The sequence below is a fragment of the Pukyongiella litopenaei genome (assembly GCF_003008555.2).
GTDB classification, from domain to species: domain Bacteria; phylum Pseudomonadota; class Alphaproteobacteria; order Rhodobacterales; family Rhodobacteraceae; genus Pukyongiella; species Pukyongiella litopenaei.
This window is the reverse complement of sequence record NZ_CP027665.1, coordinates 3,625,794-3,650,574: the sequence shown is the minus strand read 5'-3', so window position 1 is coordinate 3,650,574 and position 24,781 is coordinate 3,625,794. Positions and strand designations below refer to the sequence as shown.

The following is a 24,781-nucleotide window of genomic DNA, read 5'->3' as shown; positions in this document are numbered from 1 at the left end:
TGCAACAGCTTCGACATGACATGAAACTGTTGCAAACCTGCCCCTGCGTCAGCCTTCCGACTTTGGGCGCTAACGCTCGAATTCGGCGCCCTGTTCATCGAGATCGGTTTCGATCGCGTATTCCTGGGCCAGCTCAACCGCAACGGGTGACCCCGTCGGCACCATCGGTGTCATGATCCCGGTTTCCTCGAGCGGCACGGCCGGGCGGCGCGTGGTGCGATACGCGGCATAACCGGCCAGCGCCAGCAACAGGCAGGCCATGAACAGGAAGAACCCCTGCGGCCCCACCACGCCGTCATCCATCAGCCAGCCATTGATCAGCGGACCAAAGATCGCCCCCAGCCCGTTGATGAACACCAGCCCGGCCGAGGCCGCCGGCATGTCCTGGTGATCGAGATAATCGTTGGTATGCGCGATCAGCAGCGAATAGAGCGGGTTCGAAAGGCCGCCGATCACGATGGCGGCGGTCAGGAGAACCCCGAAATTGTCCCCAAGCGTCATCGCGGTCACCGATGCCGCCCCCGCCCCGGCCGCGACCCCGAGGATCAGCAGCCGGCGATCCATGCGGTCCGACAGCCAGCCCAGCGGATACTGAAAGATCGTCGCCCCCACATAAAACGCCGCGACGAACATCGAAATCTGGACCAGGCTGAGCCCGACCTTCGCGCCATAGACCGCGCTCATCCCGAACAGCGCCGAAAACACGCCGCCCATCAGGAACATGCCGACACAACCCAACGGCGAAATCTGCAGCAGCCGCTGCAGGCTCATCGGCTGCGTGGTCTCGAAGGCCGGCACCGGCGAAATCGACAGCAGGATCGGCGCGAAGGAAATCGAGATCAGCACCGAGGCGAGCACGAAGGTTTCGTATCCGGACGGATCCCCCACCAGCAGCAGCGCCTGCGCGGTGACCACGCCGGCCATCTGGACGATCATGTAGAGCGACAGCGCCTGGCCGCGATTCTCGTTGTCGGCGGCATCGTTCAGCCAGCTTTCGGCGGTCACATAAACGCCCGAGAAACAGAACCCGATGACGACCCGCCCCAGCGACCACGCGATCGGGTTGGTAAAGGCCGGATAGAGGATCATCACCGCCGAGATGAACGACGCAAGGGCCGCGAAGACACGCACATGGCCGACCCGGCGGATCATATCAGGCGCCAGCCGCGACCCGCCCAGAAAGCCGACGAAATAGCAGGACATGACGATGGACATCTCGAAGGTCGAAAAGCCCTCGATCTCGCCGCGCACGCCCAGCAACGTGCCCTGAAGCCCGTTGCCGACCATCAGCAGCATCATCCCCAAGAGCAGCGCCCATGCGCTTCCCAGAACCTGGAACATCCGCCATTCCTCTTGCCGCCCATCCGCTCCCTGCCCGCCTGCTAGCAGATCACGCCCGCATCCTGCCGGGTCAGTCTACGACAAAAAGCCGTCGCTTTCGTATCTTCTAGCGGCCCGGCGCCGGATCGGGCACCAGCAGCGAGGCATCGCCATAGGAAAAGAACCGGTATTCGCGCCGCAGCGCGTGATCATAGATCGCGCGGATGCGATCCTGACCCATCAGCGCGGATACCAGCATCAGCAGGGTCGATTTAGGCAGGTGAAAATTGGTCATCAGAGCGTCGGTCACCCGAAACTCGAAGCCGGGATAGATGAAGATGTCGGTCTCGGCCCGCCATGGCGCGATGGCGCCGCCCCGCGCCGCGGTCTCGATCAGCCGCAGGGCGGTGGTGCCAACCGGGATCACGCGCCCGCCCGCGGCGCGGGTCGCGGCTATCTCGGCGGCGGCGGCTTCGCTCACCTCGCCCCATTCGGCATGCATCCGGTGCGTGGTCACGTCCTCGACCTTGACCGGCAGGAAGGTGCCCGCGCCGACATGCAGGGTGACATGGGTGAAATCGATCCCCCGCGCCCGCAGGCCATCGAGCAGCGCATCATCGAAATGCAGCGATGCGGTGGGGGCCGCGACCGCGCCGGGGTTGCGCGCCCAGACGGTCTGGTAATCCGTGCGGTCCCGGTCATCGGCGGCGCGCCGGGCGGCGATATAGGGGGGCAACGGCATGTCGCCCGCCTGTAACAGCGCCTCGTCGAAACTGTCGCCGGCGAGGTTGAACCGCAGATGCGCCTGCCCGTCCTCGACCCGTTCGAACTGCGCAGCCAGCCCGGCGGCAAACTCGATGGTCTCGCCCGGTTTCAGTTTCTTCAGCGGCTTGAGCAGCGCGGTCCAGCAGCCATCGGCACAGGGCTCGAGCAGGGTGACGCTGATATGAGCGGATGTGCGCCCCTGCGGCCCGCTGCGCCAGCGGCGCCCGTCGAGGCGCGCCGGGATCACGCGGGTGTCGTTCAGCACCAGCCGGTCGCCGGGGCGCAGCCATTGGCCCAGGTCGCGCACCGCCGAATCCGCGATCGCGTCGCCCTCGGCCACCAGCAGCCGCGCCGATGTGCGCGGCGACGCAGGCCGCGTCGCGATCAGCCGGTCCGGCAACTGGTAATCGAAATCGCTCAGTTTCATGGGGGCGCTATAGGATCAGTCGGGCGGCTTGGCCAGCGCTGACTTGGCGCCGGCGTCAGCGACCGCCGGCCGGGTCGTCCGACGGCGTTCGCGGGCGGCGGCGCGGTTGCGGCGCGGGGCTGCCGTCCGAGGGCGGCGGCGCGCCCCGGAACAGATCGCGCAGGATACCGGGCGCCAGCGCAGAGAGCGGATTGACACTGACATTCGGCGACGCCGCGGCCCCGGTCAGCGTGTAGTTGAAACCGATCAGCCCTTCGCCCCTGCGGCTGAGCGGCGCGCCAACCGCGTTCAGCATGTAGATCGGAGAGACCACACCCTGCATGTTCAGCCGTCCGTTGACCACATCATAGATCCCATCCATCGACAGGCCGATCGACGCGCCGGTGGCGCTGCTTTCGAACAGCGTCAGCTGCCTCGGGCCCAGCCGGAACCGCGCATCGACATTGCCGAACAGGATCCCCTGGCCCGACAATTCGTTGAGCAGCCCGACCAGGCTTATCGAATTAAGCAGCGCGGCCATCGCAGGCGCATCCTGCACCCGCGTGTCGCGCACCGCCAGGCGGCCATTGAATTCGCCGGGCGTGCTGGCCGGGGTCAGGGTCAGGTCGAGTTCGCCGCCGCGCCCGTTGCGCAGGATGCCCGCATCGCGGAACACGCCGCCGGCATCGTCCGATTTCAGGTGGATCGCGCTGCGCCCGGCCTGCGGCGCGATCCGGCCGGTCACCGCCGCCCCGCCATTGATGCGCCCCCGGAACGGCCCCGACAGGCCGCCTGTGGTGACGAAGTTCCCGGTGAACCCGGTCAGCGCGATGGTATCGGTGACCTGCAACCGGTCCAGCGCCGCATCGAGCGGCCCCGATGCTCCGGTCCCCGAGCCACGGCCGAAACTGGCGCGGCGCAGGTCCAGCTGCCCGCCATGCACCCGGATGACCGGCGGCCCGTTGCCCTGCCCCACCAGTTCCGCCCGCACATCCAGCCATCCGCCCAGCCTGACCCGGTCGAACTCGGCGCGGTCCAGCCCGCCACCGGTCCGCGTGGTCACCCGCCCCGCCACCGATAGCCCGGCGGCCTCCAGTTCCAGCCGGTCGACGCGGGCCCGGTCGCCCAGCCTGGCGGACAGGTCCAGACGGCCGGCCGTGTCGGCGGCTTTCGACCAGCCCAGCGAGCCCAGCGACAGCCGCACCCCGCGCAGGTCCGAACTGAGCGCGAGCTCGGGCGGCGTATCGGGTTTCAGATCCAGCGCGAATGTCGCTTGCCCCTTGCCGGCCACCGACCCCGGCGGCAGACCGAGCCTGAACGTATCGACGGTGCGCGCGGACAGCTCGACCGTGCCGGTGAGGGTGCTGCCCTGCCCCGCGGCGCTCTTGCCCAGCGGTTGCCGCCAGGCCACCCGGACCGGCAGCTCACCGATCAGCCCGTCGCCCTCGATCCGCACCGCGTCCTGATTGCCTTCGATCCGAAGGGCGCGCGCGCTCACCTCATGCCCCGGCACCAGCACATCCGATCGCAGCCCGGTCAGATCGCCGGAGAAGTGAAACTCCAGGTCCTCGAATGGCACCTTCTTTTTCATCGGGAAGGCGATGGTTCCCTCGGCGCGCAGGCGGCCATCGGCCATGTCGACCGGCAGCGGCGTCTTGTCGATGACCGACAATGGCGGCCGGTTCAGCAGCGACAGGACGGCGGTGATCGGCCCGTCGGCCTTCAGCCGCACCAGCCCGGGGGTCGCGGGTTTGACCGCCACATCGGGAACGATGAACGAGGTGCCCGCGATATCCAGCGCGCCGCCCTGGTCGGCCGTGATCTGTCCTCCCGTCGCCGAGACGACGAACCGGTTTCCGGTCAGGCTCGCCGTGCCGGTGCCGTTGGTGACGGGCGGCTGGGTTTTCAGGACCCGCGCGGTGACATCGCTGAACCCGAAATCGGCGTGGATCACGGGCCGGTTTCCCTGCGCCAGACGAAGCGCGAAATCGATATCGCTCAGATCGCCCGCATGCAGGTTCGTCTCGACCCATCGGCGTGGTTTCGGCGCCACGCGCTGCGGCCAGAGCACCAGCAGCCGATCCGTCGCCAGGTGGCCCATCTCCGCGTCGAGGGCCAGCTGCCAGCCCTCCGGGTTCGCATCCAGCACCCCCCAGGCCCGCAACCGTTCGTGCGGCGTCGTCACCAGCGCCTCGCCCAGCGTGAGCCGGAACGGGTTCAGGTCCAGCCGGAAATCGGCGGTCATGCCGTCCAGATCCAGCGGCTCGTCATAGCGGTCATCCGGGTTCAGCCGCAGCCCCCGGAACGTGAACTGCCCGTCCAGCCCGCTCAGCGCCCCGGCCTCGATGCCCGACAGCATCGCGGTGCCGTCGGCGCGTCCGGTGATCCAGTCGCTTTCGACCGACAATTCATCAAAGACCAGCGTCCCGATCCGCGGATCGAAGGTGAAATAGCCGCGCGCCCCGGAGAACGGCACCGGGCGGGTGGCGTCCGTGGGTTGCAGCGCCCCGGCGCCGATCTGCAACGTGGCCGAAACTGGGCCGGCCGAACCGCTGCCATCGACGCTTCCGCGCAACGCGCCGGATATCGGCGCGCGCAGCACGTCGAGCCATCCCAGGACCGGGCTCTGGGCGGCGATGTCCGGCGCGTCCACATCGCTGAACGACACGCCGAACTCGGCGGCGAGATCGCCGATGCGGCTGGCGTAATTGGCCTCGACCGTGCTGACACGGCCACCCGACAGAACGGCAAAGCTGGCGGCCAGCCGCAACCGGGCGCCGTCCTTGTCAAGCTGCAGCCGCCCGTCATCGAGGGTCCAGTGCCGATTGACGCGCGCATCTTCCAGCCGCAACCGGACCCCCTGCACCGAAACCTGCGTCAGCGCGGCAAAGGGCTGCCCATCCAGCACCCCGTCCCAGTCCTCGATCAGGGCCGGCAGGTTGCGGGCCTGGTCCACCGGTGCGGCGTTTTCACCAAACGCAAGCGACAGGTTGCCGCCGGCATCGCGCCGCAGGACCACGTTGAGACCGCCGAGATCGATCTGCTTGGCCAGGATGCGCCCGCGCAGCAGGGGCCGCAACGAAAGGCTGATCCGGGCCCGTTCCAGCAACGCCACCCGGGTGCCGTCCGCGGCGGACAGTTCCACGTCGCGCAATCGCACCGCCGGTCGCCACCCGTGCCGGACCACCAAGGTCGCCTCGCCGAAATCCAACCCGAGCCCGCCGAGATTGCGTTCGGCCCGCGCCTCGAGCCGCGTCATCAGCCAGTCAGGCGCCGTGATCGCCCGCCCCGGCAGCGACAGCGCGGCGACGGCGAGCGCGGCAAACAGCGCCAGCACGGCCAGACCCGCAACCAGACCGCGGCGCAACGCGCGGCGGCGGCGCACGGGGAGTTCGTTCCGGTCTTCGGGGTCCAGCGGGTGCATGTCTTTCATCTTGCCCGTGGCGGTCTAGTATGAAACCCCTGACCTGCCAACCGGAAGGAGGTTTCATGCTCGAACCCGGCTCTCTCGCCCCCGATTTCGACCTGCCGCGCACCGGTGGCGGCACCCTTCGCCTGTCCGACCTTCGCGGACGCAAGGTGGTGCTCTATTTCTATCCCCGCGACAACACGCCCGGCTGCACCACCGAGTCGGTCGGATTTTCCGCGCGCCTCGGTGACTTCGACGCCGCCGGTGCGACCGTTATCGGCATTTCAAAGGACAATCTCGCCAGCCATGACCGCTTTGTCGCCCGGCATGACCTGACCGTGACGCTGGTCTCCGATGCCGACGCGACCACCTGCGAGGATTACGGCGTCTGGGTCGAAAAGAAGATGTATGGCAAGACTTTCATGGGCATCGAACGCGCCACCTTCCTGATCGACGCCGAGGGCCGGATCGCGCGGGCATGGCGCAAGGTGAAAGTGCCCGGCCATGTCGAGGCCGTGCTCGAGGCGGTGCGCGAATCGTGACGCTGTCACTGGCGCAGATGGCGACCGAGGTGCTGACCACGGCGGATGGGCGCGCGAAAACCGCGCTGTCGCGCCGATACGCGGCGGCGTGGACGGCATCGCGGGATCCCGGCGCGACACCCATCCCCGTCGGCCGGGCCGATCCGCCATTGCATCCGGCCCGGCCCGACCGGCCTGAATTGCTGTCGCCACGCGACGTGCCGCGCCGCCGCCCCGGTTCGGCCGCGGGGCGGGTGGCGCTGTTGCATGCCGTCGCGCATATCGAACTGAACGCGGTGGACCTGCACTGGGATATCATCGCCCGTTTCGCCCATGTCCCGATGCCGATGGGATTCTACGATGACTGGGTAAAGGCCGCCGACGAGGAATCGAAGCATTTCAACCTGATGTGCGACTGCCTTGAAGCCGCCGGAAGCCGGTACGGCGCCATGCCCGCCCATGCGGGCATGTGGCGGGCCGCCGAGGACACGCGTGACGACCTGATGGGACGGCTGGCGGTCGTTCCGATGGTGCTCGAGGCGCGTGGACTGGATGTCACCCCCGGCATGATCGAGATTTTCCGCAAGGCCGGACAGGGCGATGCGGTGGCCGCGCTCGACGTGATCTATGCCGAGGAGGTGCATCATGTGGCCTATGGGTCCAAGTGGTTCCACTTCCTGTGCGGCCGCGAGGATCACGACCCGAAAGAGGTGTTCCACGCCCTGGTGCGGCGCTATTTCCACGGCGCGCTGAAGCCGCCCTTCAACGAGGAAAAGCGCGCCGAGGCCGGCCTGCCGCCCGACTTCTACTGGCCCCTGGCTGACGAAATGTCGCAGCCGGGACGGGGCTGAAAAGCCGATCTTTCGCGAATAGTGTTAAGGAATCCGGTCGGATCGGCGTATTCTTGCCGATCGTCACGGCATCTCTTCGCCGGAAATGGGGAGGTCCGGGTTTCGGCAACTTGCCCCGCTCTCCCAGCCACGCTAACCACCCTGCCAACCAGAGTTGTCACTGCAGGTTTCTTGAGTGAGCGGTTCAGCAGTCTTTCCTGCGCAATAGAAAAAACCGAAGTCCGAGGGCGTATGCGCACACCTATCGTAATCCGGGCACACCAGGCATTGGAACGTGTCTTTCCCGAACGCCGCCTGTTCCTGAAATCAGATTCCGATACGCGGTTCATTCGTCTCCGATCCTCCACCCAGGCCATTGCCGCCGTCGGCGTTACGGCGGTCGTCAGCTGGGCCATCGTGGCCACGGCAGTCCTGTTGATGGACAGCATCGGGTCGGGCAATTTCCGCGAACAGGCCCGGCGCGATCAGCAGACGTTTCAGCAACGGCTGAACGCGCTGGCAGGCGAACGGGATTCGCGCGCGGCCGAAGCGGCGGCGGCGCAGGAACGGTTCAACGCCGCGCTGGCGCAGATCTCGGTGATGCAGTCGGTCCTGCTGGATTCGGAAACCCGGCGCGAAGAACTGGAAACCGGAATCGAGGTGATCCAGTCCACCCTGCGCAAGACGATGCAGGACCGGGAAACCATCAAGAACGAGCTGACGCAGTTGCAGACCGATGACGCCAACGGCGCGAACGGTTCGGTCGCGACGGGCGCGGATCCCGAGTCGGTTGCGCTGATGGCCGATGCGCTGGCCGACACGGCGCAGGAACGCGACCAGGTTCTCGTCGATGCCCGCAACGCGCTGGATGCGCGCGACGAGCTCGAGCTCGAGATCAAGCTGATGCAGGAGCGGAACGACCAGATCTTCCGCCAGCTCGAAGAGGCGATGGCGATCTCGGTCGAACCGCTGGACAAGCTGTTCCGCGATGCAGGCATGGCCCCTGACCGCATCCTCGAACAGATCCGCAAGGCCTATGACGGACAGGGCGGCCCCCTGACCCCGATCACCTTCTCGACGCGCAGCGAGGAACCCAGCGCCGACGAGCTTCGCGTGAACCGGATCCTCGACCAGATGGACGAACTGAACCTCTATCGCATGGCCGCGGACAAGGTGCCGTTCGCAATGCCGGTGCACGCATCGGTGCGCTACACCAGCGGTTTCGGCTATCGCCGCGACCCCAAGACCGGCGGCCGGCGGCTGCACAAGGGATCGGATTTCGCCGGCACCCACGGCACCGATGTCTTTGCCACCGCCGAGGGTGTCGTGACCCATGCGGGCTGGCAATCGGGCTATGGCCGGCTGATCCGCATCCAGCATGAATTCGGCACCGAAACCTACTATGCCCACCTGTCCAACATCCGCGTCAAAAAGGGCCAAAGGGTATCGCGCGGCGATCACATCGGTGATATGGGTAACACCGGACGGTCCACCGGCACGCATCTCCACTATGAAGTCCGCGTGAACGGGGCACCTGTGAACCCGATGACCTATATCAAGGCTGCAAGAGATGTTTTCGAAAAGCAAAATAAACGAGCCCGGATCGAAACCGACCGATGACGCCCAGGCAGCGTCGAAACCGGCGCCGGTGACCCCCGATGCAAAGCCCGGCATGAGCAAACCCAAACCGCCCGCATCGGTCCTGTCGTCGGACCTTCACATCACCGGCAACATCAAGACGACCGGCGATATCCAGGTCGAGGGCAATGTCGACGGCGACATCCGCGCCCATCTGCTGACCGTCGGCGAGACCGCCACCGTCCGGGGCGAAGTGACCGCCGACGACGTGGTTGTGAACGGCCATGTGGTGGGCCGCGTGCGGGGCCTGAAAGTGCGCCTGACCGCGACCGCGCGGGTCGAGGGCGACATCATCCACAAGACGATCGCCATCGAATCGGGCGCGCATTTCGAAGGCTCGGTGCAGCGTCAGGACGACCCGCTGAGCAACAACGCCCAGCAGCCCAAGCCCGCCGGGATCAGCCCGGCCATGGCCCCGGCCGCAGGCACCAAGGCGTCCTGAGCCAGACACGCCAGTCCTACCCATCCAGAGGCGCCGGTGACCCGTTCCCGGCGCCTGTTTTCTGTGCCGGCCGCGCCGGAACATCCCCATGACAGCCGCCGGGCTTGCGCTGGTTCTGACCGCGGCGGTCTGTCATGCCGGGTGGAACCTGCTGGTGAAACGGCTGAACGCCGGGCCGGAACTGGTCTGGCTGTTTTCGGTTCTCGCGCTGGCGATCTGGACCCCGGTGGTGGCGTGGTTCGGCCTGGGCGGGCTGGACCGGATGGGCGGGCTGGACCTGTTTGCCATCGCGGTCAGCGTGCTGCTGCATCTGGGCTATTTCCTGCTGCTCCAGACCGGCTATCGCAAAGGAGACCTGTCGCTGGTCTATCCGACCGCGCGCGCCAGCGGCCCGGTGCTGTCGGTGAGTTTTGCCGCCATTTTCCTGGGCCAGGCGGTGACACCACAGATCGCGCTGGGTGGCGCGATCATCGTTATCGGCGTCCTGATGCTGACCGGCGGGTTTCGCCGCTCGCGTCGGGCCCATGCCGGGGCATCGCTGGGGTTCGGGCTGGCGGCGGGGCTGTTCATCGGCAGCTACACCGCCTGGGATGCCTGGACCGTCGCCACCCTCGCCGTGTCGCCGCTGCTGCTGGATTATGCGTCGCATCTGGGCCGGGCAACGCTGCTGGCGCCGGTCGCCTGGCGGCGCCGGGCAACCGTCCGCGCCCTCTGGACCGGGCATCGCGGGGCGGTCGTGGCCATCGCGATCCTGAACCCGATGGCCTATGTCCTTGTGCTCTACGCGATGACCTTCACGCCGGTGACCTATGTGGCGCCGGTGCGCGAAACCTCGGTTCTGCTCAGCGTTCTGGCCGGCAGCCTGCTGCTGGGCGAAGGCGACCTGCCCCGGCGGCTGGTCTGGGCGGCGGTTTGCCTGACCGGGGTGATCGTTCTGGCGCTGGCCTGAGGCGCGTCAGGCCGGCGCGGCCCGCGATTCCAGCGCCGGGTAGCGCAAGGCCAGGGTCACGCCCCTGACCACGAAGGACACCAGGTAGGCCAGCCACAGGCCGTGGTTTTCCAGCCCCGGCACCAGCAGAACCACGACGGCGACATAGACCAGCGAACTGGCCAGCATCATGTTGCGCATGTCCCGCGTCGCGGTCGCCCCGATGAAGATGCCGTCCAGCATCCAGGCGGCCCAGCCCAGGACCGGGGCAAAGATCATGTAGACCAGGAACACGCGCGCCTCGGCCTGGACCTCGGCCGATTTCGACATCAGGTCGATGACCGCCCCGCCCAGCAGGGCAAAGGCCAGCGACAGCGTCACCGCCACGATCGCCCCCCAGATGCTGGTCAGCACGGCGCTGCGGCGCAGTTCCGACCTGCGCCGGGCGCCCATCGCCTTGCCCACCAGCGCCTCGGCGGCAAAGGCGAACCCGTCCATCGCATAGGCGGTGATCATCAGGAATTGCAGCAGCACCTGGTTGGCGGCCAGGGTCACGTCGCCGAACCCGGACCCGATGAACAGGAACGAGACCATGATCGCCTCGAGCAGCATCGAGCGGATCAGGATATCGCCATTGACCGACAGCATGTGCCGCAGCCGTGACGAATCGAACACCTGCGCCCAGTCGCGCCAGGCCGGTTCGCGGAACGCGCCGCGGCACAGCCAGAGCCCCAGCGCCAGCCCCGACCATTCGGCCAGGAACGTGGCCAGCGCCACCCCGTTCACGCCCCAGTCCAGCCCGAGCACGAACCAGAGGTCGAGCAGCACGTTGAGCCCGTTCATCCAGAGCTGCATCGCCAGCACCGCGCGCGTGCGTTCCTGCGCGATCAGCCAGCCGGTGATGCCGAAAATGGCGATGGCGGCGGGCGCGGACCAGACGCGGATCGACAGATAACCCTTTGCCAGCGTTTCAACCTCTGCGCTGGCGGGCGCGATGAAGAACGCGCCGTAGAAAATCGGCACCTGCAGCAGGATCAGCGCCGCACCGCCGCCAGCGCCGAGCATCAGCGCCCGCGTCAGCAGCGCGGCGGCCTCGCGGTGATCCCCGGCCCCGATCGCCTGGCTGGTCAATCCGACCGTGCCCATGCGCAGGAACCCGAATATCCAGTAGATCGACGACAGGATGATCGCGCCGATCCCGACCGCGCCGATCGGCGCGGCGGCCCCGAGTTGCCCGACCACGCCGGTATCGACCGCCCCGAGGATCGGCACCGTCGCATTCGCGATCACGATCGGAACGGCGATCTTCAGAACCCGGCGATGCGTGATGCTGGCACCGATGGCGGACAGCTCAGCCATCGCCGGAACCGCGTTCCGGCGGCGGCATCAGGAAATGCCCGCTCGCCTGTGCGAACAGCCGTGTCCGCTGATCCTGCCAGGCCTCGACACGGACCGACGCATAGCGCCGCCCCGACCGGGCAACCATCGCCCGCGCATAGGCATCGCGCGGCAGGCCGGACCGCAGGTAATCGACCGTGAAATCGATCGTCTTGGGCAGGCGCGGCATGTCGCCGGCGGCGACGCGGACGGGATCGAGCGCGCCCGACTCGATATCGGGAAACAGCTTGGTCCATCCCAGCGTGATGATCGAGGTCACCTCGAGAAAGGAGGCGGTCGCCCCGCCATGCAGCGCCGGCAGGAACGGGTTGCCGATCAGCTTTTCGTCGAAATGCAGCACGCCAGTCAGTTCATCGCCCCGGCGGTCGAAGCTGATGCCGAGAAACCGGCAATAGGGCACGCCGTCGACCAGCGCGCCGAGCGCGGCATCGCGCCGTTCTTCGACCACCTGTGCGGGTTCGGGGCGGCGGCGGCTCAAAATCCCTTCTCCACCGTGAAGGAGGCTGTGGCGGTGGCGACCGGTATGTCCTCGTTCCCGTCCAGCGCGACAGCCCGCACGAAGGCCACGGACCGGGTGATGTGGTGACAGGTGGCCTTGGCTGCAATCGTCTGACCGGGCGTTGCCGCGCGCATGTAGTCGATGCGAAGGTCGATGGTCGCCGTGCCGCCCGGTGCCGCGGGATGGCTCATCACCGCCGCCCCGCAGCAGGTGTCGATCAACGCCGAGACCGCGCCGCCATGGATGACGCCGGTCTTGGGGTCGCCGATCAGCTTTTCGTCATAGGGCATCGAGATGGTCGCCATGCCGTCCCCGATCTCGTCCAGGCTCAGGCCCAGTTCCCGTGCATGGGGAATCGCTTCGATGAACTGTCTCGCCAGGTTTGCTTTTTCGACCATGCGGAATCGCCCGATTGTGAATGCCGCGCCTATATGGGCTACCGCGCGCTGAAAGGGCAAGCCCGGCGGTTGCAACCCCCTGCCCTTCTCCCTACGCTTGCGCCATTGCCAGTTGAGTACGCCGGGAGATCAGGGGATGACGGAATCGCGACTGTCGTTCAAGGAAATGTGCAACGCATTCGAGGTCACGCCGCGTACGCTGCGTTACTATGAGTATATCGAACTGTTGCAACCCGACCGCGAAGGCCGGTCCCGGTTCTATGGGCCGCGGGAAACCGCGCGCATGAAGCTGATTCTGCGGGGCCGCAGGTTCGGGTTCCAGCTGGAAGACATCCGCCAATGGTTGCTGATCCGCGAGGAACAGGGGGATGCCGCGCAGATGCAGACCTTTGTCGACATGGCCGACCGGCAGATGAAGGAGCTTGAAAACCAGCGGTCGCAGCTGGACGAGGCGCTCGCCGAGCTTCAGGACCTTCGCAATGCCACGGCCAGGTCGCTGTCGGACTGACCCGGGCCGGTTCTGAAGCGGACCCGGCTGTGCATCCGGCGATACCCCGGTTGGCAACATCCATCCATCTGTGTCCAACCTTAGGTAATTTGCCGAATGACGCTGCGTTTCGCTTACGTTAACGTCACCTCGTGTTGTAACTGGTCCCGGCAATCCTCAATTGGCGCTACGACGACACCGAGGAGTTCTGAGAAATGACGGTTGACCTTATGACGATCCGCGAGATGTGCGACGCCTTTGACGTGACGCCGCGCACCCTGCGGTTCTACGAAGCGAAGGAACTTCTGTTTCCGATCCGCGAAGGTCAGAAACGCCTGTTCACGCGTCGCGACCGCGCCCGGCTGAAGCTGATCCTGCGCGGCAAGCGCTTTGGCTTCAGCCTCGAGGAAATCCGGCAGTTGCTGGAGCTCTACGACATGGGCGACCAGCAGCAGACGCAGCTCGCCCGCACCTGCGAGATTGCCAAGCAGCGCCTGGCCGACATGGAACGCCAGCGCGAGGAACTGACCGAGGCGATCGACGATCTGCGCGAACAGCTCCAATGGGGCGAAAAGATGATCCAGGCGAACGCCAACGACAAGAAAGCCGCAGAGTAGCAACCATAACAATCCGGTGCATGCAGACGCGGACACCGCGCTGATGCCCCCACCCGAACACGGAGATGACAGACATGCCGCGTTACACCGCCCCCACCAAGGACACCCAGTACATCCTGCATGATGTTCTGAACATCACCGAGGCCGGCATCCCGGGCTATGACGAGCTCGAGGCCGAGTTCACCGGCGCCGTCCTCGAAGAGGCCGGCAAGATCAGCTCGGACGTGCTCGCGCCGCTGAACGCGGTCGGTGACCGGCAGGGCTGCGTGCTCGAGAACGGTGTCGTGCGCACCCCCGACGGGTTCCGGGACGCGTTCGAGCAGGTCAAGAGCGGCGGCTGGACCGGGCTGGACATGCCCGAGGAATATGGCGGACAGTACATGCCCTATGTGCTGGGTACCGCGGTGGGTGAGATGTTCTCGGGCGCCAACCAGGCGTTCACCATGTACCAGGGCCTGACCCATGGCGCCGCCTCGGCGATCCTCGCCCATGGCAGCGACGAACAGAAAGACACCTACCTGCCCAGGATGGTCTCGTGCGAATGGACCGGCACCATGAACCTGACCGAGCCGCATTGCGGCACCGATCTGGGCCTGATGCGGACCAAGGCAGAACCGCAGGATGACGGCTCCTACCGGATCTCGGGGCAGAAGATCTTCATCTCGGCCGGTGAACATGACATGGCCGGCAACATCATCCATCTGGTGCTGGCCAAGATCGCGGGCGGCCCCGAGGGCATCAAGGGCGTGTCGCTGTTCATCGTGCCCAAGTTCCTGGTCAACGGGGATGGCAGCCTCGGCGCGCGCAACGGCGTCGCCTGCGGCAATCTCGAGGAAAAGATGGGCATCCACGGCAACTCGACCTGCGTGATGAACTATGACGGCGCCGTCGGCTATCTGCTGGGCGAGGAACACAAGGGCATGCGCGCCATGTTCACCATGATGAACGAGGCCCGGCTGGGTGTCGGCATGCAGGGCCTGGCCCTGGCCGAGGCCGCCTATCAGAACGCGCTGGACTACGCCCGCGAACGCCTGCAGGGCCGCGACGTGACCGGCGCCAAGAACCCCGACGGCCCGGCCGACCCGCTGATCGTCCACCCGGATATCCGCCGGTCGCTGATGGACCAGAAGAGCTTTGCCGAAGCCGGACGCGCCTTCATCCTGTGGGGCGCGACCCTGATCGACCGGGCGCATCGCGCCGGCGACAAGGACGCGGATGGCCTGATTTCGCTGCTGACCCCGGTCATCAAGGGGTTCCTGACCGACCAGGGCTATGACATGACCGTGCAGGCCCAGCAGATCTATGGCGGCCATGGCTATATCGAGGAATCGGGCATGTCGCAGTTCACCCGCGACGCCCGCATCGCGATGATCTACGAAGGCGCAAACGGCGTGCAGGCGCTCGATCTCGTCGGCCGCAAACTGGCGCAGGATGGCGGCAAGCATGTGATGGCCTTCTTCGATCTGGTCAAGTCGTTCATCAAGGACAATGCCGGCCAGGACGACGCGTTCGACCGCGATTTCCTCGATCCGCTCAAGGCCGCGTCGAAGGATCTCCAGGCGGCGGGCATGTATTTCATGCAGCAAGGCATGAAGAACCCGCATAACGCGCTGGCCGGGTCGACCGACTTCCTGCACCTGTTCGGCCATGTGTGCCTGGGCCTGATGTGGGCACGGATGGCAAAGGCGTCGGGTGACGCGCTCGCCAACGGCACATCCGACGCGGCGTTCCACGAGACGAAGCTCGCGACCGGGCGCTACTACATGGCACGCCAGCTGCCGGCCACCGCGCTGCATCTGGCGCGCATCCAGACCGGCGCCGATACGGTCATGGCCCTGGATGCCGAAAACTTCTGATCGCGCGGCGCTCCGGCATTGCTGCCGGGGCGCGCAGCACCTGACGCAGCGATGCAACACGGGAATGCCAGCTTGATCCGCACCGCCCTCCCCGCAATGGTACCCGGCGCCACCCATGATCGGATGACGGTCGCCGTGGCTGGCCGCGGGAGCCTCCGGCGGGAGTTTATCCGGCAAGATGAAGGCGGACGGTCCACCCCGCCTTCCGGGCGCGGCACCCGGCAGCAACCGGGAAGGCGGGGCTTCACCTTGCACGCGGCTCGGCTCTCCAGCCTGCCGCGCAGAACAGATCCTGCCGAACAAGGGTTAACAAACCGTAACGTTCCGCCCCCTTCATCTTGCCCGAAAAACTCCACGGGGGTGTGGGGGTGTGAAACCCCCACTCCGCCGCGTGCCACCAGGACCACGATCATCGGGGAGGATGACGGATGACGATCGAACTCTACTGCTTCGGAGAAAGCGGAAACGCCTACAAGGCGGCGCTGGCACTCGAGCTTTCCGGGCTGGACTGGAAACCGGTTTTCGTCGACTTCTTTGCCGGTGAAACCCGCCAACCCGGCTACCGTGCCGACCTGAACGCGCTGGGCGAGGTTCCGGTGCTCGTCGACGGTGACACGGTACTGTCGCAATCCGGCGTGATCCAGGACTATGTCAGCGAGAAATCCGGCCGTTTCGGTGGCCGCGATGCCGCCGAGCGGCGCGAGATCCTGCGCTGGGTACTCTGGGACAACCACAAGTTCAGCTCGATGGCGGGCCTGACCCGGTTCCTGATGAATTTCCTGCCCGCGGACAAACGCCCGGCCGAGGTGATCGCGTTCAACCAGGGACGGCTCAGGATCGCCTACGGCATTCTCGACGCCCATCTCGATGGCCGCGACTGGATCGTCGGCGACAGGCTGACCAATGCCGACCTGAGCTGCTGCGGCTATCTCTACTATCCCGAACTGTTCGGTTTCGACCGTGCCGAATGGCCCCGTATCGACGCCTGGCTGTCCCGCATCAGCGATCAGCCCGGCTGGAAACACCCCTATGACCTGATGCCCGGCAATCCGTCGGACCGAGCCTGAGGAGAGAGCAATGACCGAAGCCTTTATCTATGATGCGCTGCGCACCCCGCGCGGCAAGGGCCGCAAGGACGGTTCGCTGCACGAGGTGACCAGCCTCAACCTGTCGGCGCAGACGCTGAACGCCGTCAAGGAGCGCAACAACCTGGACGGCCACGCGGTCGAGGATGTGATCTGGGGCAACGTGACCCAGGTGATGGAACAGGGCGGCTGCCTGGCGCGCTCGGCGGTGCTGGCCTCCGATCTCGACGAATCCATTCCCGGCCTTGCGATCAACCGGTTCTGCGCCTCGGGCATGGAGGCGGTGAACCTGGCCGCCAACCAGGTCAAGGGCGGCGCGGGCGAGGCCTATATCGCCGGTGGCGTCGAAATGATGGGCCGCGTGGCCATGGGCAGTGACGGGGCGGCGATCGCCGTCGATCCGTCGCTGGCGATGAAGACCTATTTCGTACCACAGGGCATCTCGGCCGACATCATCGCCACCGAATACGGTTTCACCCGCGACCAGGCAGACGCGCTGGCGGTCGAAAGCCAGCGCCGCGCCAAGGCGGCCTGGGACGATGACAGGTTCGGGAAATCGGTGATCACGGTCCGGGACCAGAACGGGCTGCCGATCCTCGATCATGACGAATACATGCGGCCGCAGACCGACATGCAGTCGCTGGGCGCGCTGAACCCGTCCTTCCAGATGATGGGCGAACAGATGCCCGGCTTCGACAAGGTCGCGCTGATGAAATACCCGCACCTGGAAAAGATCGAGCATATCCACCACGCCGGCAACTCCAGCGGGATCGTGGACGGCGCCGCCGCGGTGCTGATCGGCAACAGGGAGTTTGGCGAGAAACACGGGCTCAAGCCCCGCGCGCGCATCCGCGCCACCGCCAAGATCGGCACCGATCCGACCATCATGCTGACCGGCCCGGTCCCGGTGACCGAGAAGATCCTGGCCGACAGCGGCATGACCATCGGCGACATCGACCTGTTCGAGGTCAACGAGGCCTTTGCCTCGGTCGTGCTGCGGTTCCAGCAGGCGTTCGATGTCGACCCGGAACGGGTCAACGTCAATGGCGGCTCGATCGCCATGGGCCACCCGCTGGGCGCCACCGGCGCGATCATCATCGGCACGCTGCTGGACGAACTGGAACGCACCGGCAAGCAGACCGGCCTGGCCACGCTGTGCATCGCGTCCGGGATGGGCGCCGCCACGATCATCGAGCGCGTGTAAGCGGCACGCTGAGGAGACAAGACCATGACCGATTTCACCATGAAGACGGACGCCGACGGCGTCGCCATCATCACCTGGGACGTGCCGGGCAAGTCGATGAACGTGATGTCGCTGCAGGGCGGCGCCGAACTGAACGACCTGATCGATGCCGCGCTGGCCGATGACGCCGTCAAGGGCATCGTCATCACCTCGGGCAAGGACGGGTCCTTTGCCGGCGGGATGGACCTGAACGTGCTGGCGGACATCCGGTCCCAGGCCGGCGACGACGCCGCCAGCGGCCTGTTCGAGTTCACGATGAACGGCCATCACCTGCTGCGCAAGATCGAACGCGCGGGCATGGACGCCAAGACGAACAAGGGCGGCAAGCCGATCGCGGCGGCGGTCAACGGCACCGCGGCGGGCATCGGCTATGAACTGCCGCTGGCCACGCATCGCATCTTCATGACCTCGAACCCCAAGGCCAGGATCGGCCTGCCCGAGATTCTGCTGGGCATCTTCCCCGGCTCGGGCGGCACCACCCGGCTGGTGCGCAAGCTGGGCCTGCTGGGCGCCTCGTCCTACCTGCTCGAAGGCAAGCTGGTGGCCCCCGACAAGGCAAAGGCGGCCGGCCTGATCGACGAGGTCGCCGACGACCCGGTTGCCGCGGCGAAGGACTGGGTGCTGGCCGCGAAGGACGCGGATCTGGTCAAGCCGTGGGATGCCAAGGGCTACAAGATGCCCGGCGGCGCCCCCTACCACCCGGCGGGTTTCATGAATTTCGTCGGCGCCAGCGCCATGGTGCATGGCAAGACCCAGGGCGCCTTCCCCGCCGCCAAGGCCCTGCTGAGCGCGGTCTATGAAGGCGCGATGGTGGATTTCGACACCGCCCTGCGGATCGAGGCGCGCTGGTTCACCAACGTGCTGATGGATCCGTCCTCGTCGGCGATGATCCGGTCGCTGTTCGTGAACAAGGAGGCGCTGGAAAAAGGCGCCGTGCGGCCCGCCGACATCGACGACCAGCGGGTCGGCAAGCTGGGCGTTCTGGGCGCCGGCATGATGGGCGCGGGCATCGCGCTGGTCAGCGCGCAGGCGGGTATCGAGGTCGTGCTGGTCGACCGCGACCAGGCCGCCGCCGACAAGGGCAAGGCCTATACCGAAACCTATCTCGACAAGGGCATGAAACGCGGCAAGGTGACGGCGGACAAGAAAGAGGCGATGCTGTCGCGCATCACCGCCACGGCGGAGCTCGAGCAGCTGAAGGGCTGCGACCTGATCATCGAGGCCGTGTTCGAGGATCCCGCGGTCAAGGCCGAGATGACCCGGAAGGTCGAGGCGATCATCCCCGAGGACTGCATCTTTGCATCGAACACCTCGACCCTGCCGATCACCGGGCTGGCCAAGGCGTCCAGCCGGCCGGAGCAGTTCATCGGCATCCATTTCTTCTCGCCGGTCGAGAAGATGCTGCTGGTCGAGATCATCAAGGGCAAGCAAACCGGCCCCCGCGCGGTCGCCAAGGCGCTCGACTATGTGCGTCAGATCCGCAAGACGCCGATCGTCGTCAACGATGCGCGGTTCTTCTATGCCAACCGCTGCATCATCCCCTATGGCAACGAAGCGGCGCGCATGGTGACCGAGGGCGTGTCGGCGGCGCTGATCGACAATGCCGCGCGGCAGCTCGGTTTCCCGGTCGGTCCGATCCAGCTGGGCGACGAGACATCGATCGACCTGGCGGCCAAGATCACCCGCGCGACCAAGGCGGCGATGGGCAACGAATACCCCGCCTCGGAAGCCGACAACCTGGTGTTCTGGATGGAAGATCTGGGCCGGCTCGGACGCAAGGCCAAGGCGGGCTATTTCGACTATGACGAGAACGGCAAGCGCCTGGGCCTGTGGAAGGGGCTGCTGGACAAATACCCGCTGGCCGAAGAACAGCCTGCGCTGCAGGAGGTGCAGGACCGGTTGATGTTCAGCCAGGCGCTCGAAGCGGTGCGCGCGCTGGAAGAAGGCGTGATCGAGGATATCCGCGAAGCCGATGTGGGCGCCATCCTGGGCTGGGGCTTTGCCCCCTGGTCCGGCGGTCCGCTGAGCTGGCTCGACATCATCGGCGCGGCCTATGCGGCGGAACGCTGCGACCAGCTGGCCGGGAAATTCGGCGACCGTTTCGCCTGCCCGCCGCTGCTGCGCGAGATGGCCGAGAAGGGCCAGAGCTTCTATCGCCGCTTCGCGCCCGAGGCCAAGGCCGCCTGACGATCCGGCGACCCGGCGATCCGGCATGAATGAACGGCCAGCGGGGCACCGCTGGCCGTTTTCGTCTCCGGCAGGCGGGGCTGCCGCCCTACCCCTTGCCCATCGCGGCGATCCGGCGGCTGAGGATCAGCGCCAACGCGACCGCGGATTTCGAGATCGACAGCAGGATGATCACCGGGGCCACGGAAAACAGCGATACCGACACCAGCGAATCCGCGGTGGCGATCGACAGTTTCTGGAACCCGGCCGCGATCGGAAAGGCATAGGCGGAAAAGATCACCAGGAAAGCCACCGCCAGCGCCATGTCCTGGGTCAGCCGCAGCCGCGCCTGCGTCCGCCGCACCCGCGCCGAGAGATCGCCGAACCGCCGCGCCCGGTCGCGGAACACGCTTTTCTTGGCCGTGCGCAGCGCCGGGGGCGTCAGCACGTCATCGCCCGCCCGAAGCGACAGGAACGCCTGTTCCAGCCGCGTCTCGGCCCGGTCATGGGCGATACCGAGAACCCGGAACGCGTCGGGATCGCCGATCATCAGGACCACGATGATCACCGCGACGATCACCCCGATCACCACCAGCGGCGAGATGAAATAGACGAAACACAACAGCAGCAGGAAGGCAAAGATCACCGCGTCCTCCTCGCGCTTGCGGTCGTTGTCCTTCAGGATCGCGGTCAGGTCGCGCAGGCCCAGCGGGTCGTGCTGATCGGCGCGGTATTCGAACCGGAACTGTTCGGTCATGCGGGCCAGCCCCTGTTCGGCCAGGATCTTGCAGCGGTTGCGCAGCCCCGCCGCCAGCAACCCGATCCCCACCGCCAGCGCGAAGATCAGCGCAAACGGTTCCAGCGCGTTCGATTCCACACCCGAACGCACCGCAAAGAACAGGACGATGATCGACGCCACCGACAGGATTTTGGAGGAGATGCGGTAGGATTTCGCCTCGGTGGCCTCTGCCTGCAGCAGCACGTTCAGCCGCGCCGCCAGCCCCTCGGCATCGCTCACGCCGCCCAGCAGGACGCCGCGCAGTTCGATGATGCTGCACCGGTCGGGACCATCCGGACCGTCCGGACCATCCGGAACGGGGAACCGATGGCATGGCTGCCAGGTCCCGGTTTCGGGCTGCCAGCGGGCCAGTTCGCCCTGCCCGCTCGTGGTCATCAGGCGCAACGCATAGGCCGCGCGCGGCGCGGCGGCCGGATCGGCGCCGGGCACCCAAAGGGCGGCGGTGATGCGGCTGGATTTCGGATCGGTCAGGAACAGGTCGAGCGGCAGCGCGGCCAGTTCCGGCGGCGCGGCGGCTTCGGAATAGGGCCAGAGATCGCCCAGGCTGGGCCAGACAGCCGCGCCGCTCATCGTCCCGCCTCCACCAATGTCAGGACGGTCATGTTCAGATGCGCGGCGCGGGCCATCCCCGCCGCGCCGAGCCGCGCGCGCAGGTCCGACGGGCGCAGCCGGCCCCGGAAATCCCAGAACACCGGCAGGTCGTCCGGCGCGCAGGATTGCAGGTTGCGCAGGACCGGATCGGTCAGCCCGGCCTCGATCGTGTCGGCCGGCATCGGCAGGGTCTGTCCGGGCGCGGATTCGCGTGCCAGCAGCAATTGTTCGTAATCGGCGCGGCTGGCCTCCTGGCCGGGGCCGAACACGCGCACCGTCCCCGTGCCGGTCCCCGAGCCAGCGCCCATGCCAGCCCCTTCGCCGCCGGGCAGGTTCTCCAGCGTATGCCGGACCACGTCGGCCATGATCAGCCGCTGTTCGCGAACCGTCAGGTCGGGCTGTTCCAGGCTGCGGGTCAGAGGCCGGATGCCCTCGATCCGGATCAGGCCGTCCTTGCGGGTCACCGACAGATCGACCGGCCCGACCAGACGTTGCCGGCGCAGCGGCACCTCGGCCCCGGTCAGGGCCGACACCGGGTCGCGCTGACCCAGCGCCGGCGCCAGCTGCGCCGCGCGCCGGAAGTCGAGCGGCACCAGCTGCATCGCGGCCAGGATCCAGAACATCAGCGCCACCGGCGGCAGCGCCGACAGCAGGACCGCGAACCCGGCAAAACCGATCACCGCCCATTTGGCAAACTCGCCCAGGATTTCATGCGACCCCAGAAAGCCGAGCCAGGCATGGCCCTGCTTGAGCGGCGTGTAGCGGCCGATACCGGGACGGACCGACCGGCGGCAGACCTGCACCGTGTCGATCTGCGCCGCGGCCAGGGCAGCACCCAGCAACGCCAGGTGCAGCACCGCCACCGCCGGGTGCAGCAGGCACAGCAGCGCGGGCATCACCACGAACCCGCCCAGGGCCGCGGGCAGTTGCGCCCGCGTGGGAACGGTCACACCCAACCCGCGTTTCAGCGCCCCGGCCACGTCACGTTCGCGGCTGCCCCGGAACCCGTTCAGGTCACGCCCGTGCAGAACCGTCCGCATCAGCCCGCGCCACAGCCGCCCTTGCCGGGCGCGCGCCAGCGCGTCCTCGCCCTCGAACCGGACCTGCCGCGCCAGCAGCAACAGACCGCCACAGGCCGCGATCAGCCCGAATGCGCCCAGCAGCGATGCGAAACTGGACTGGTTCAGCACCAGGAACAGCACCGCGACAACACATAGAAGCAACGCGCATTCCAGCAACCGCCCGGCGATCCCGGTCACGAACAAGGCAGGCGGCGCGGCCTCGCGGCGGCGGCGCGGGCGCAGGGTGGCGGCGGCGCCAGGTGCCCGGTCCACCTGCAACGCATGGCCGGAATAGAGCGCGGCGAAATCCGCGCGCGGATAGAAAACCGGCCCCATCGCCGGATCGAACACCAGCACCCCCGGTTTCCCCTGCCCCAGCAGCAGGACGTAATGCTGTTGATCCATGTGCAGGATGGCGTGACCGGTCAGTTCATGCAGATGATCGGCGGGCGCGGCCAGCGCCTGCGCCGGCATCCCCTGCCGGTCGGCAAAGAACCGGCGCAGTTCCTCCAGGCTCGACCCGTCGCGATCGGCGTCGAGATCCTCCACCGCGCTCACCGGGTCGGCGGGACGGCCGAGCAGGTTCAGTAGCGTCAAGGCGCAGGCCACGCCGCAATCGCTCTGACCGGTCTGGCGGATGAAATGGCGCCGGTTGCGCAGCAGCCCGGTCAGGGCCGCGATCCAGAAACGGCTAGATTGCAGCATTGCGGGCCAACAGGAACGAGAACAGCGATTGCCGCGCCAGCGGGAAACTCAGATGGACCACCGCGCCAGGCAGATGCGCGATCTGCTGCGCGGCATGGGGGTCCACGCCCACCACCACCTGCGACAGCACCCCGCGCTTGATGATCTTGGCCGCCAGCGACTGGTTGCCGAGCCGGATACCCAGCTCGGCGGTATCCACGGTGGCATAATCCCGCGCCAGCAGCGTGGCATCAAAAACGATCTCCGAGCCGGTCCGGGTGTCGTTGATCGACCCGCGCACCTTCTGCCCCGGCCGCAGCACCACCGCGTGACGGTTTTCCAGGAAACCGACGATCTCGCTGCCCGGCGCATCACCCGGCAGGTCCGGCCTGTCCGGCAGCGTCACCTCGGCCGCGACGAGGATCGGCGTTCCCTGCCCGTCGCGGGCCCCTGCCGAGATCACCGACAGCCGCGCCGGCGGCGGCGCGGGCAGTTCGATGAAGACGGAATGCAGATCGGTGACCCCGGCTGAACGCTGATCGAGATGAACCACCGCCCCCGGCAATCCGGCATCCGCGAAGGCAGCGATCGCCTTGTCGCCATTCAGCGGCAATGAGATCGCGATCTCGGTGTCGCCGTGGCGCAGCAGCAGGTCGCCATCGGCGGGCGTGCCGTAGATCAGCGCCGCCACGCCCGGCACCGGGTCTCCGGTCGCCAGCAGCCGCAGCGCCTCGCCCTTGCCCACATCAGCCCGGCTGGCTTGCAGGGTGCGCATGTCCACCGACGGCCCGTCGACGACGGCGACCTGCGGGCGCACCGCCTTGGCCAGATACCGGGCCTCGGCCTCGGCACGCATCGACACCCGCAGGGTTTCGAGCTCGCGCAGCTGGTCGTTGAGATTGTCCAGCCTGTCGGTCAGGATCTCGATCTCGGCCTCGTCGATCGAGTTGGAATAGGTCTGGTCGTTGAGTTCCTTGACCATGTCGAGGATCATCTTTTCCGACGAGAACCGCGTGCCGCGCGAGGTGATCACGGACAGCCGTTCGCCCTGGATATCCTCGAGCATCGTCGCCAGCCGCTGCGCCGGCAGCGCGGCCACTTCGCCCGATCGCTTCACCAGGTCCTCGAGCTGCTGCAGCTGCGACAAGCGTTCGGCATTCAGGTCGTCGATATCGGTTGCCGCGTCGGTGGTGAAATCCTGCAGCGCAGCCAGCGTCGCGGCGGTATCGCCGGTCAGCCGCGCCCGCGCCGCCAGCCGTTCGCGGGTCGCGATCAGCTTGGCGCGGTCGCGTTCGCGTTCCACGATCAGTTTCGAGCTACGTTCCAGGTGATCGGCCTCGATCTTGGCCAGTTCCCGCGCCATCGTGCCCTGCAGCAGCGCGTTTTCGGCCACCGTATTGTCATAGACCACCGCCGAAACGATCCGCCCCGGACCAAAGCTGTCGCCATCCGCCGGGTAGTGCTGCACCTGACCCGCCTCGATGGCGCGGACCGTGCGCACGCCGCCTGGATCGACCACCAGCCCGAACCCGTCGACGGCAAAGGACACCGGCACATAGAACACGGCCAGCGCCGCCAGTAGCAACCCCACGGATACGGAAAAGAGTTTCATTGCAACAACTTCACCTTCGAGCCTGA

The 24,781-nt window shown here is 66.9% G+C and carries 20 protein-coding genes; 11 read left to right on the top strand and 9 right to left on the bottom strand.

Features of this window, described 5'->3' with window-relative positions; translation table 11 throughout:
- Nucleotides 1-69: 69 nt before the first annotated feature.
- From C6Y53_RS17780 to C6Y53_RS17770, 3 genes are all read right to left on the bottom strand, one after another.
- On the bottom strand, nucleotides 70-1,341 hold the full coding sequence (locus C6Y53_RS17780) for an MFS transporter (RefSeq protein WP_106473646.1): 1,272 nt from the start codon (nucleotides 1,339-1,341) through the stop codon (nucleotides 70-72).
- 106 nt (nucleotides 1,342-1,447) lie between these two features.
- Nucleotides 1,448-2,512: a tRNA preQ1(34) S-adenosylmethionine ribosyltransferase-isomerase QueA gene (gene queA, locus C6Y53_RS17775; protein ID WP_106473645.1), complete on the bottom strand. Its 1,065-nt coding sequence runs from the start codon at nucleotides 2,510-2,512 to the stop codon at nucleotides 1,448-1,450.
- 55 nt (nucleotides 2,513-2,567) lie between these two features.
- Nucleotides 2,568-5,915 carry an AsmA-like C-terminal region-containing protein gene (locus C6Y53_RS17770; RefSeq protein ID WP_149615555.1) on the bottom strand — a complete coding sequence of 1,116 codons (3,348 nt, stop codon included), beginning with the start codon at nucleotides 5,913-5,915 and terminating at the stop codon, nucleotides 2,568-2,570.
- A 65-nt stretch (nucleotides 5,916-5,980) separates the two neighbouring features.
- Here C6Y53_RS17770 and C6Y53_RS17765 point away from each other — a divergent pair, with 65 nt between their 5' ends.
- The 5 genes from C6Y53_RS17765 (at nucleotide 5,981) to C6Y53_RS17745 (ending at nucleotide 10,280) form a co-directional block, all read left to right on the top strand.
- Nucleotides 5,981-6,442 (top strand): peroxiredoxin, encoded by a 462-nt coding sequence (locus C6Y53_RS17765; protein ID WP_106474179.1) that lies wholly within the window; start codon nucleotides 5,981-5,983, stop codon nucleotides 6,440-6,442.
- A 17-nt stretch (nucleotides 6,443-6,459) separates the two neighbouring features.
- Nucleotides 6,460-7,272, top strand: coding sequence for a ferritin-like domain-containing protein (locus C6Y53_RS17760; RefSeq protein ID WP_106474180.1), 813 nt, complete (start codon nucleotides 6,460-6,462; stop codon nucleotides 7,270-7,272).
- A gap of 231 nt (nucleotides 7,273-7,503) precedes the next feature.
- Nucleotides 7,504-8,871, top strand: a complete 1,368-nt coding sequence (locus tag C6Y53_RS17755) for a M23 family metallopeptidase (protein WP_106473643.1) — start codon at nucleotides 7,504-7,506, stop codon at nucleotides 8,869-8,871.
- Nucleotides 8,822-9,331, top strand: coding sequence for a bactofilin family protein (locus C6Y53_RS17750; protein ID WP_106473642.1), 510 nt, complete (start codon nucleotides 8,822-8,824; stop codon nucleotides 9,329-9,331). The genes C6Y53_RS17755 and C6Y53_RS17750 overlap by 50 nt, the downstream gene beginning before the upstream one ends.
- Nucleotides 9,332-9,419: 88 nt before the next feature.
- Nucleotides 9,420-10,280 (top strand): EamA family transporter, encoded by an 861-nt coding sequence (locus tag C6Y53_RS17745; protein WP_106473641.1) that lies wholly within the window; start codon nucleotides 9,420-9,422, stop codon nucleotides 10,278-10,280.
- 6 nt (nucleotides 10,281-10,286) lie between these two features.
- Here the strand turns inward: C6Y53_RS17745 and C6Y53_RS17740 are convergent, their stop codons facing one another.
- The 3 genes from C6Y53_RS17740 to C6Y53_RS17730 are packed head-to-tail and all read right to left on the bottom strand — an operon-like array spanning nucleotide 10,287 to nucleotide 12,554.
- Complete coding sequence (locus C6Y53_RS17740; RefSeq protein ID WP_106473640.1) at nucleotides 10,287-11,618, bottom strand: MATE family efflux transporter; 1,332 nt, start codon at nucleotides 11,616-11,618, stop codon at nucleotides 10,287-10,289.
- Nucleotides 11,611-12,135, bottom strand: a complete 525-nt coding sequence (locus C6Y53_RS17735) for a PaaI family thioesterase (protein WP_106473639.1) — start codon at nucleotides 12,133-12,135, stop codon at nucleotides 11,611-11,613. The genes C6Y53_RS17740 and C6Y53_RS17735 overlap by 8 nt, the downstream gene beginning before the upstream one ends.
- Nucleotides 12,132-12,554 carry a PaaI family thioesterase gene (locus tag C6Y53_RS17730; RefSeq protein WP_106473638.1) on the bottom strand — a complete coding sequence of 141 codons (423 nt, stop codon included), beginning with the start codon at nucleotides 12,552-12,554 and terminating at the stop codon, nucleotides 12,132-12,134. Before C6Y53_RS17730 ends, C6Y53_RS17735 begins: the two co-directional genes overlap by 4 nt.
- Before the next feature lie 136 nt (nucleotides 12,555-12,690).
- Between C6Y53_RS17730 and C6Y53_RS17725 the strand changes: the two genes are divergently transcribed.
- The 6 genes from C6Y53_RS17725 (at nucleotide 12,691) to C6Y53_RS17700 (ending at nucleotide 20,029) form a co-directional block, all read left to right on the top strand.
- Complete coding sequence (locus C6Y53_RS17725; protein ID WP_106473637.1) at nucleotides 12,691-13,062, top strand: MerR family transcriptional regulator; 372 nt, start codon at nucleotides 12,691-12,693, stop codon at nucleotides 13,060-13,062.
- Between the two features lie 194 nt (nucleotides 13,063-13,256).
- Nucleotides 13,257-13,658: a MerR family transcriptional regulator gene (locus C6Y53_RS17720; RefSeq protein ID WP_106473636.1), complete on the top strand. Its 402-nt coding sequence runs from the start codon at nucleotides 13,257-13,259 to the stop codon at nucleotides 13,656-13,658.
- Nucleotides 13,659-13,732: 74 nt separating this feature from the next.
- Nucleotides 13,733-15,514, top strand: a complete 1,782-nt coding sequence (locus C6Y53_RS17715) for an acyl-CoA dehydrogenase C-terminal domain-containing protein (protein WP_106473635.1) — start codon at nucleotides 13,733-13,735, stop codon at nucleotides 15,512-15,514.
- A gap of 428 nt (nucleotides 15,515-15,942) precedes the next feature.
- Nucleotides 15,943-16,581: a glutathione S-transferase family protein gene (locus C6Y53_RS17710; protein WP_106473634.1), complete on the top strand. Its 639-nt coding sequence runs from the start codon at nucleotides 15,943-15,945 to the stop codon at nucleotides 16,579-16,581.
- A gap of 10 nt (nucleotides 16,582-16,591) precedes the next feature.
- The gene (locus C6Y53_RS17705; protein WP_106473633.1) at nucleotides 16,592-17,803 is read left to right on the top strand and encodes an acetyl-CoA C-acetyltransferase; all 1,212 of its coding nucleotides are present in this window, start codon (nucleotides 16,592-16,594) and stop codon (nucleotides 17,801-17,803) included.
- A gap of 24 nt (nucleotides 17,804-17,827) precedes the next feature.
- Nucleotides 17,828-20,029: a 3-hydroxyacyl-CoA dehydrogenase NAD-binding domain-containing protein gene (locus tag C6Y53_RS17700; RefSeq protein ID WP_106473632.1), complete on the top strand. Its 2,202-nt coding sequence runs from the start codon at nucleotides 17,828-17,830 to the stop codon at nucleotides 20,027-20,029.
- Nucleotides 20,030-20,117: 88 nt separating this feature from the next.
- Here the strand turns inward: C6Y53_RS17700 and C6Y53_RS17695 are convergent, their stop codons facing one another.
- Genes C6Y53_RS17695 through C6Y53_RS17685 form a run of 3 tightly spaced genes read right to left on the bottom strand, consistent with a single transcriptional unit; the run spans nucleotide 20,118 to nucleotide 24,755 of the window.
- Nucleotides 20,118-21,377, bottom strand: a complete 1,260-nt coding sequence (locus C6Y53_RS17695; RefSeq protein ID WP_106473631.1) for a hypothetical protein — start codon at nucleotides 21,375-21,377, stop codon at nucleotides 20,118-20,120.
- Nucleotides 21,374-23,164, bottom strand: a complete 1,791-nt coding sequence (locus C6Y53_RS17690) for a C39 family peptidase (RefSeq protein WP_106473630.1) — start codon at nucleotides 23,162-23,164, stop codon at nucleotides 21,374-21,376. The genes C6Y53_RS17695 and C6Y53_RS17690 overlap by 4 nt, the downstream gene beginning before the upstream one ends.
- Nucleotides 23,151-24,755, bottom strand: a complete 1,605-nt coding sequence (locus tag C6Y53_RS17685) for a hypothetical protein (protein WP_106473629.1) — start codon at nucleotides 24,753-24,755, stop codon at nucleotides 23,151-23,153. The genes C6Y53_RS17690 and C6Y53_RS17685 overlap by 14 nt, the downstream gene beginning before the upstream one ends.
- Between the last annotated feature and the right edge of the window lie 26 nt (nucleotides 24,756-24,781).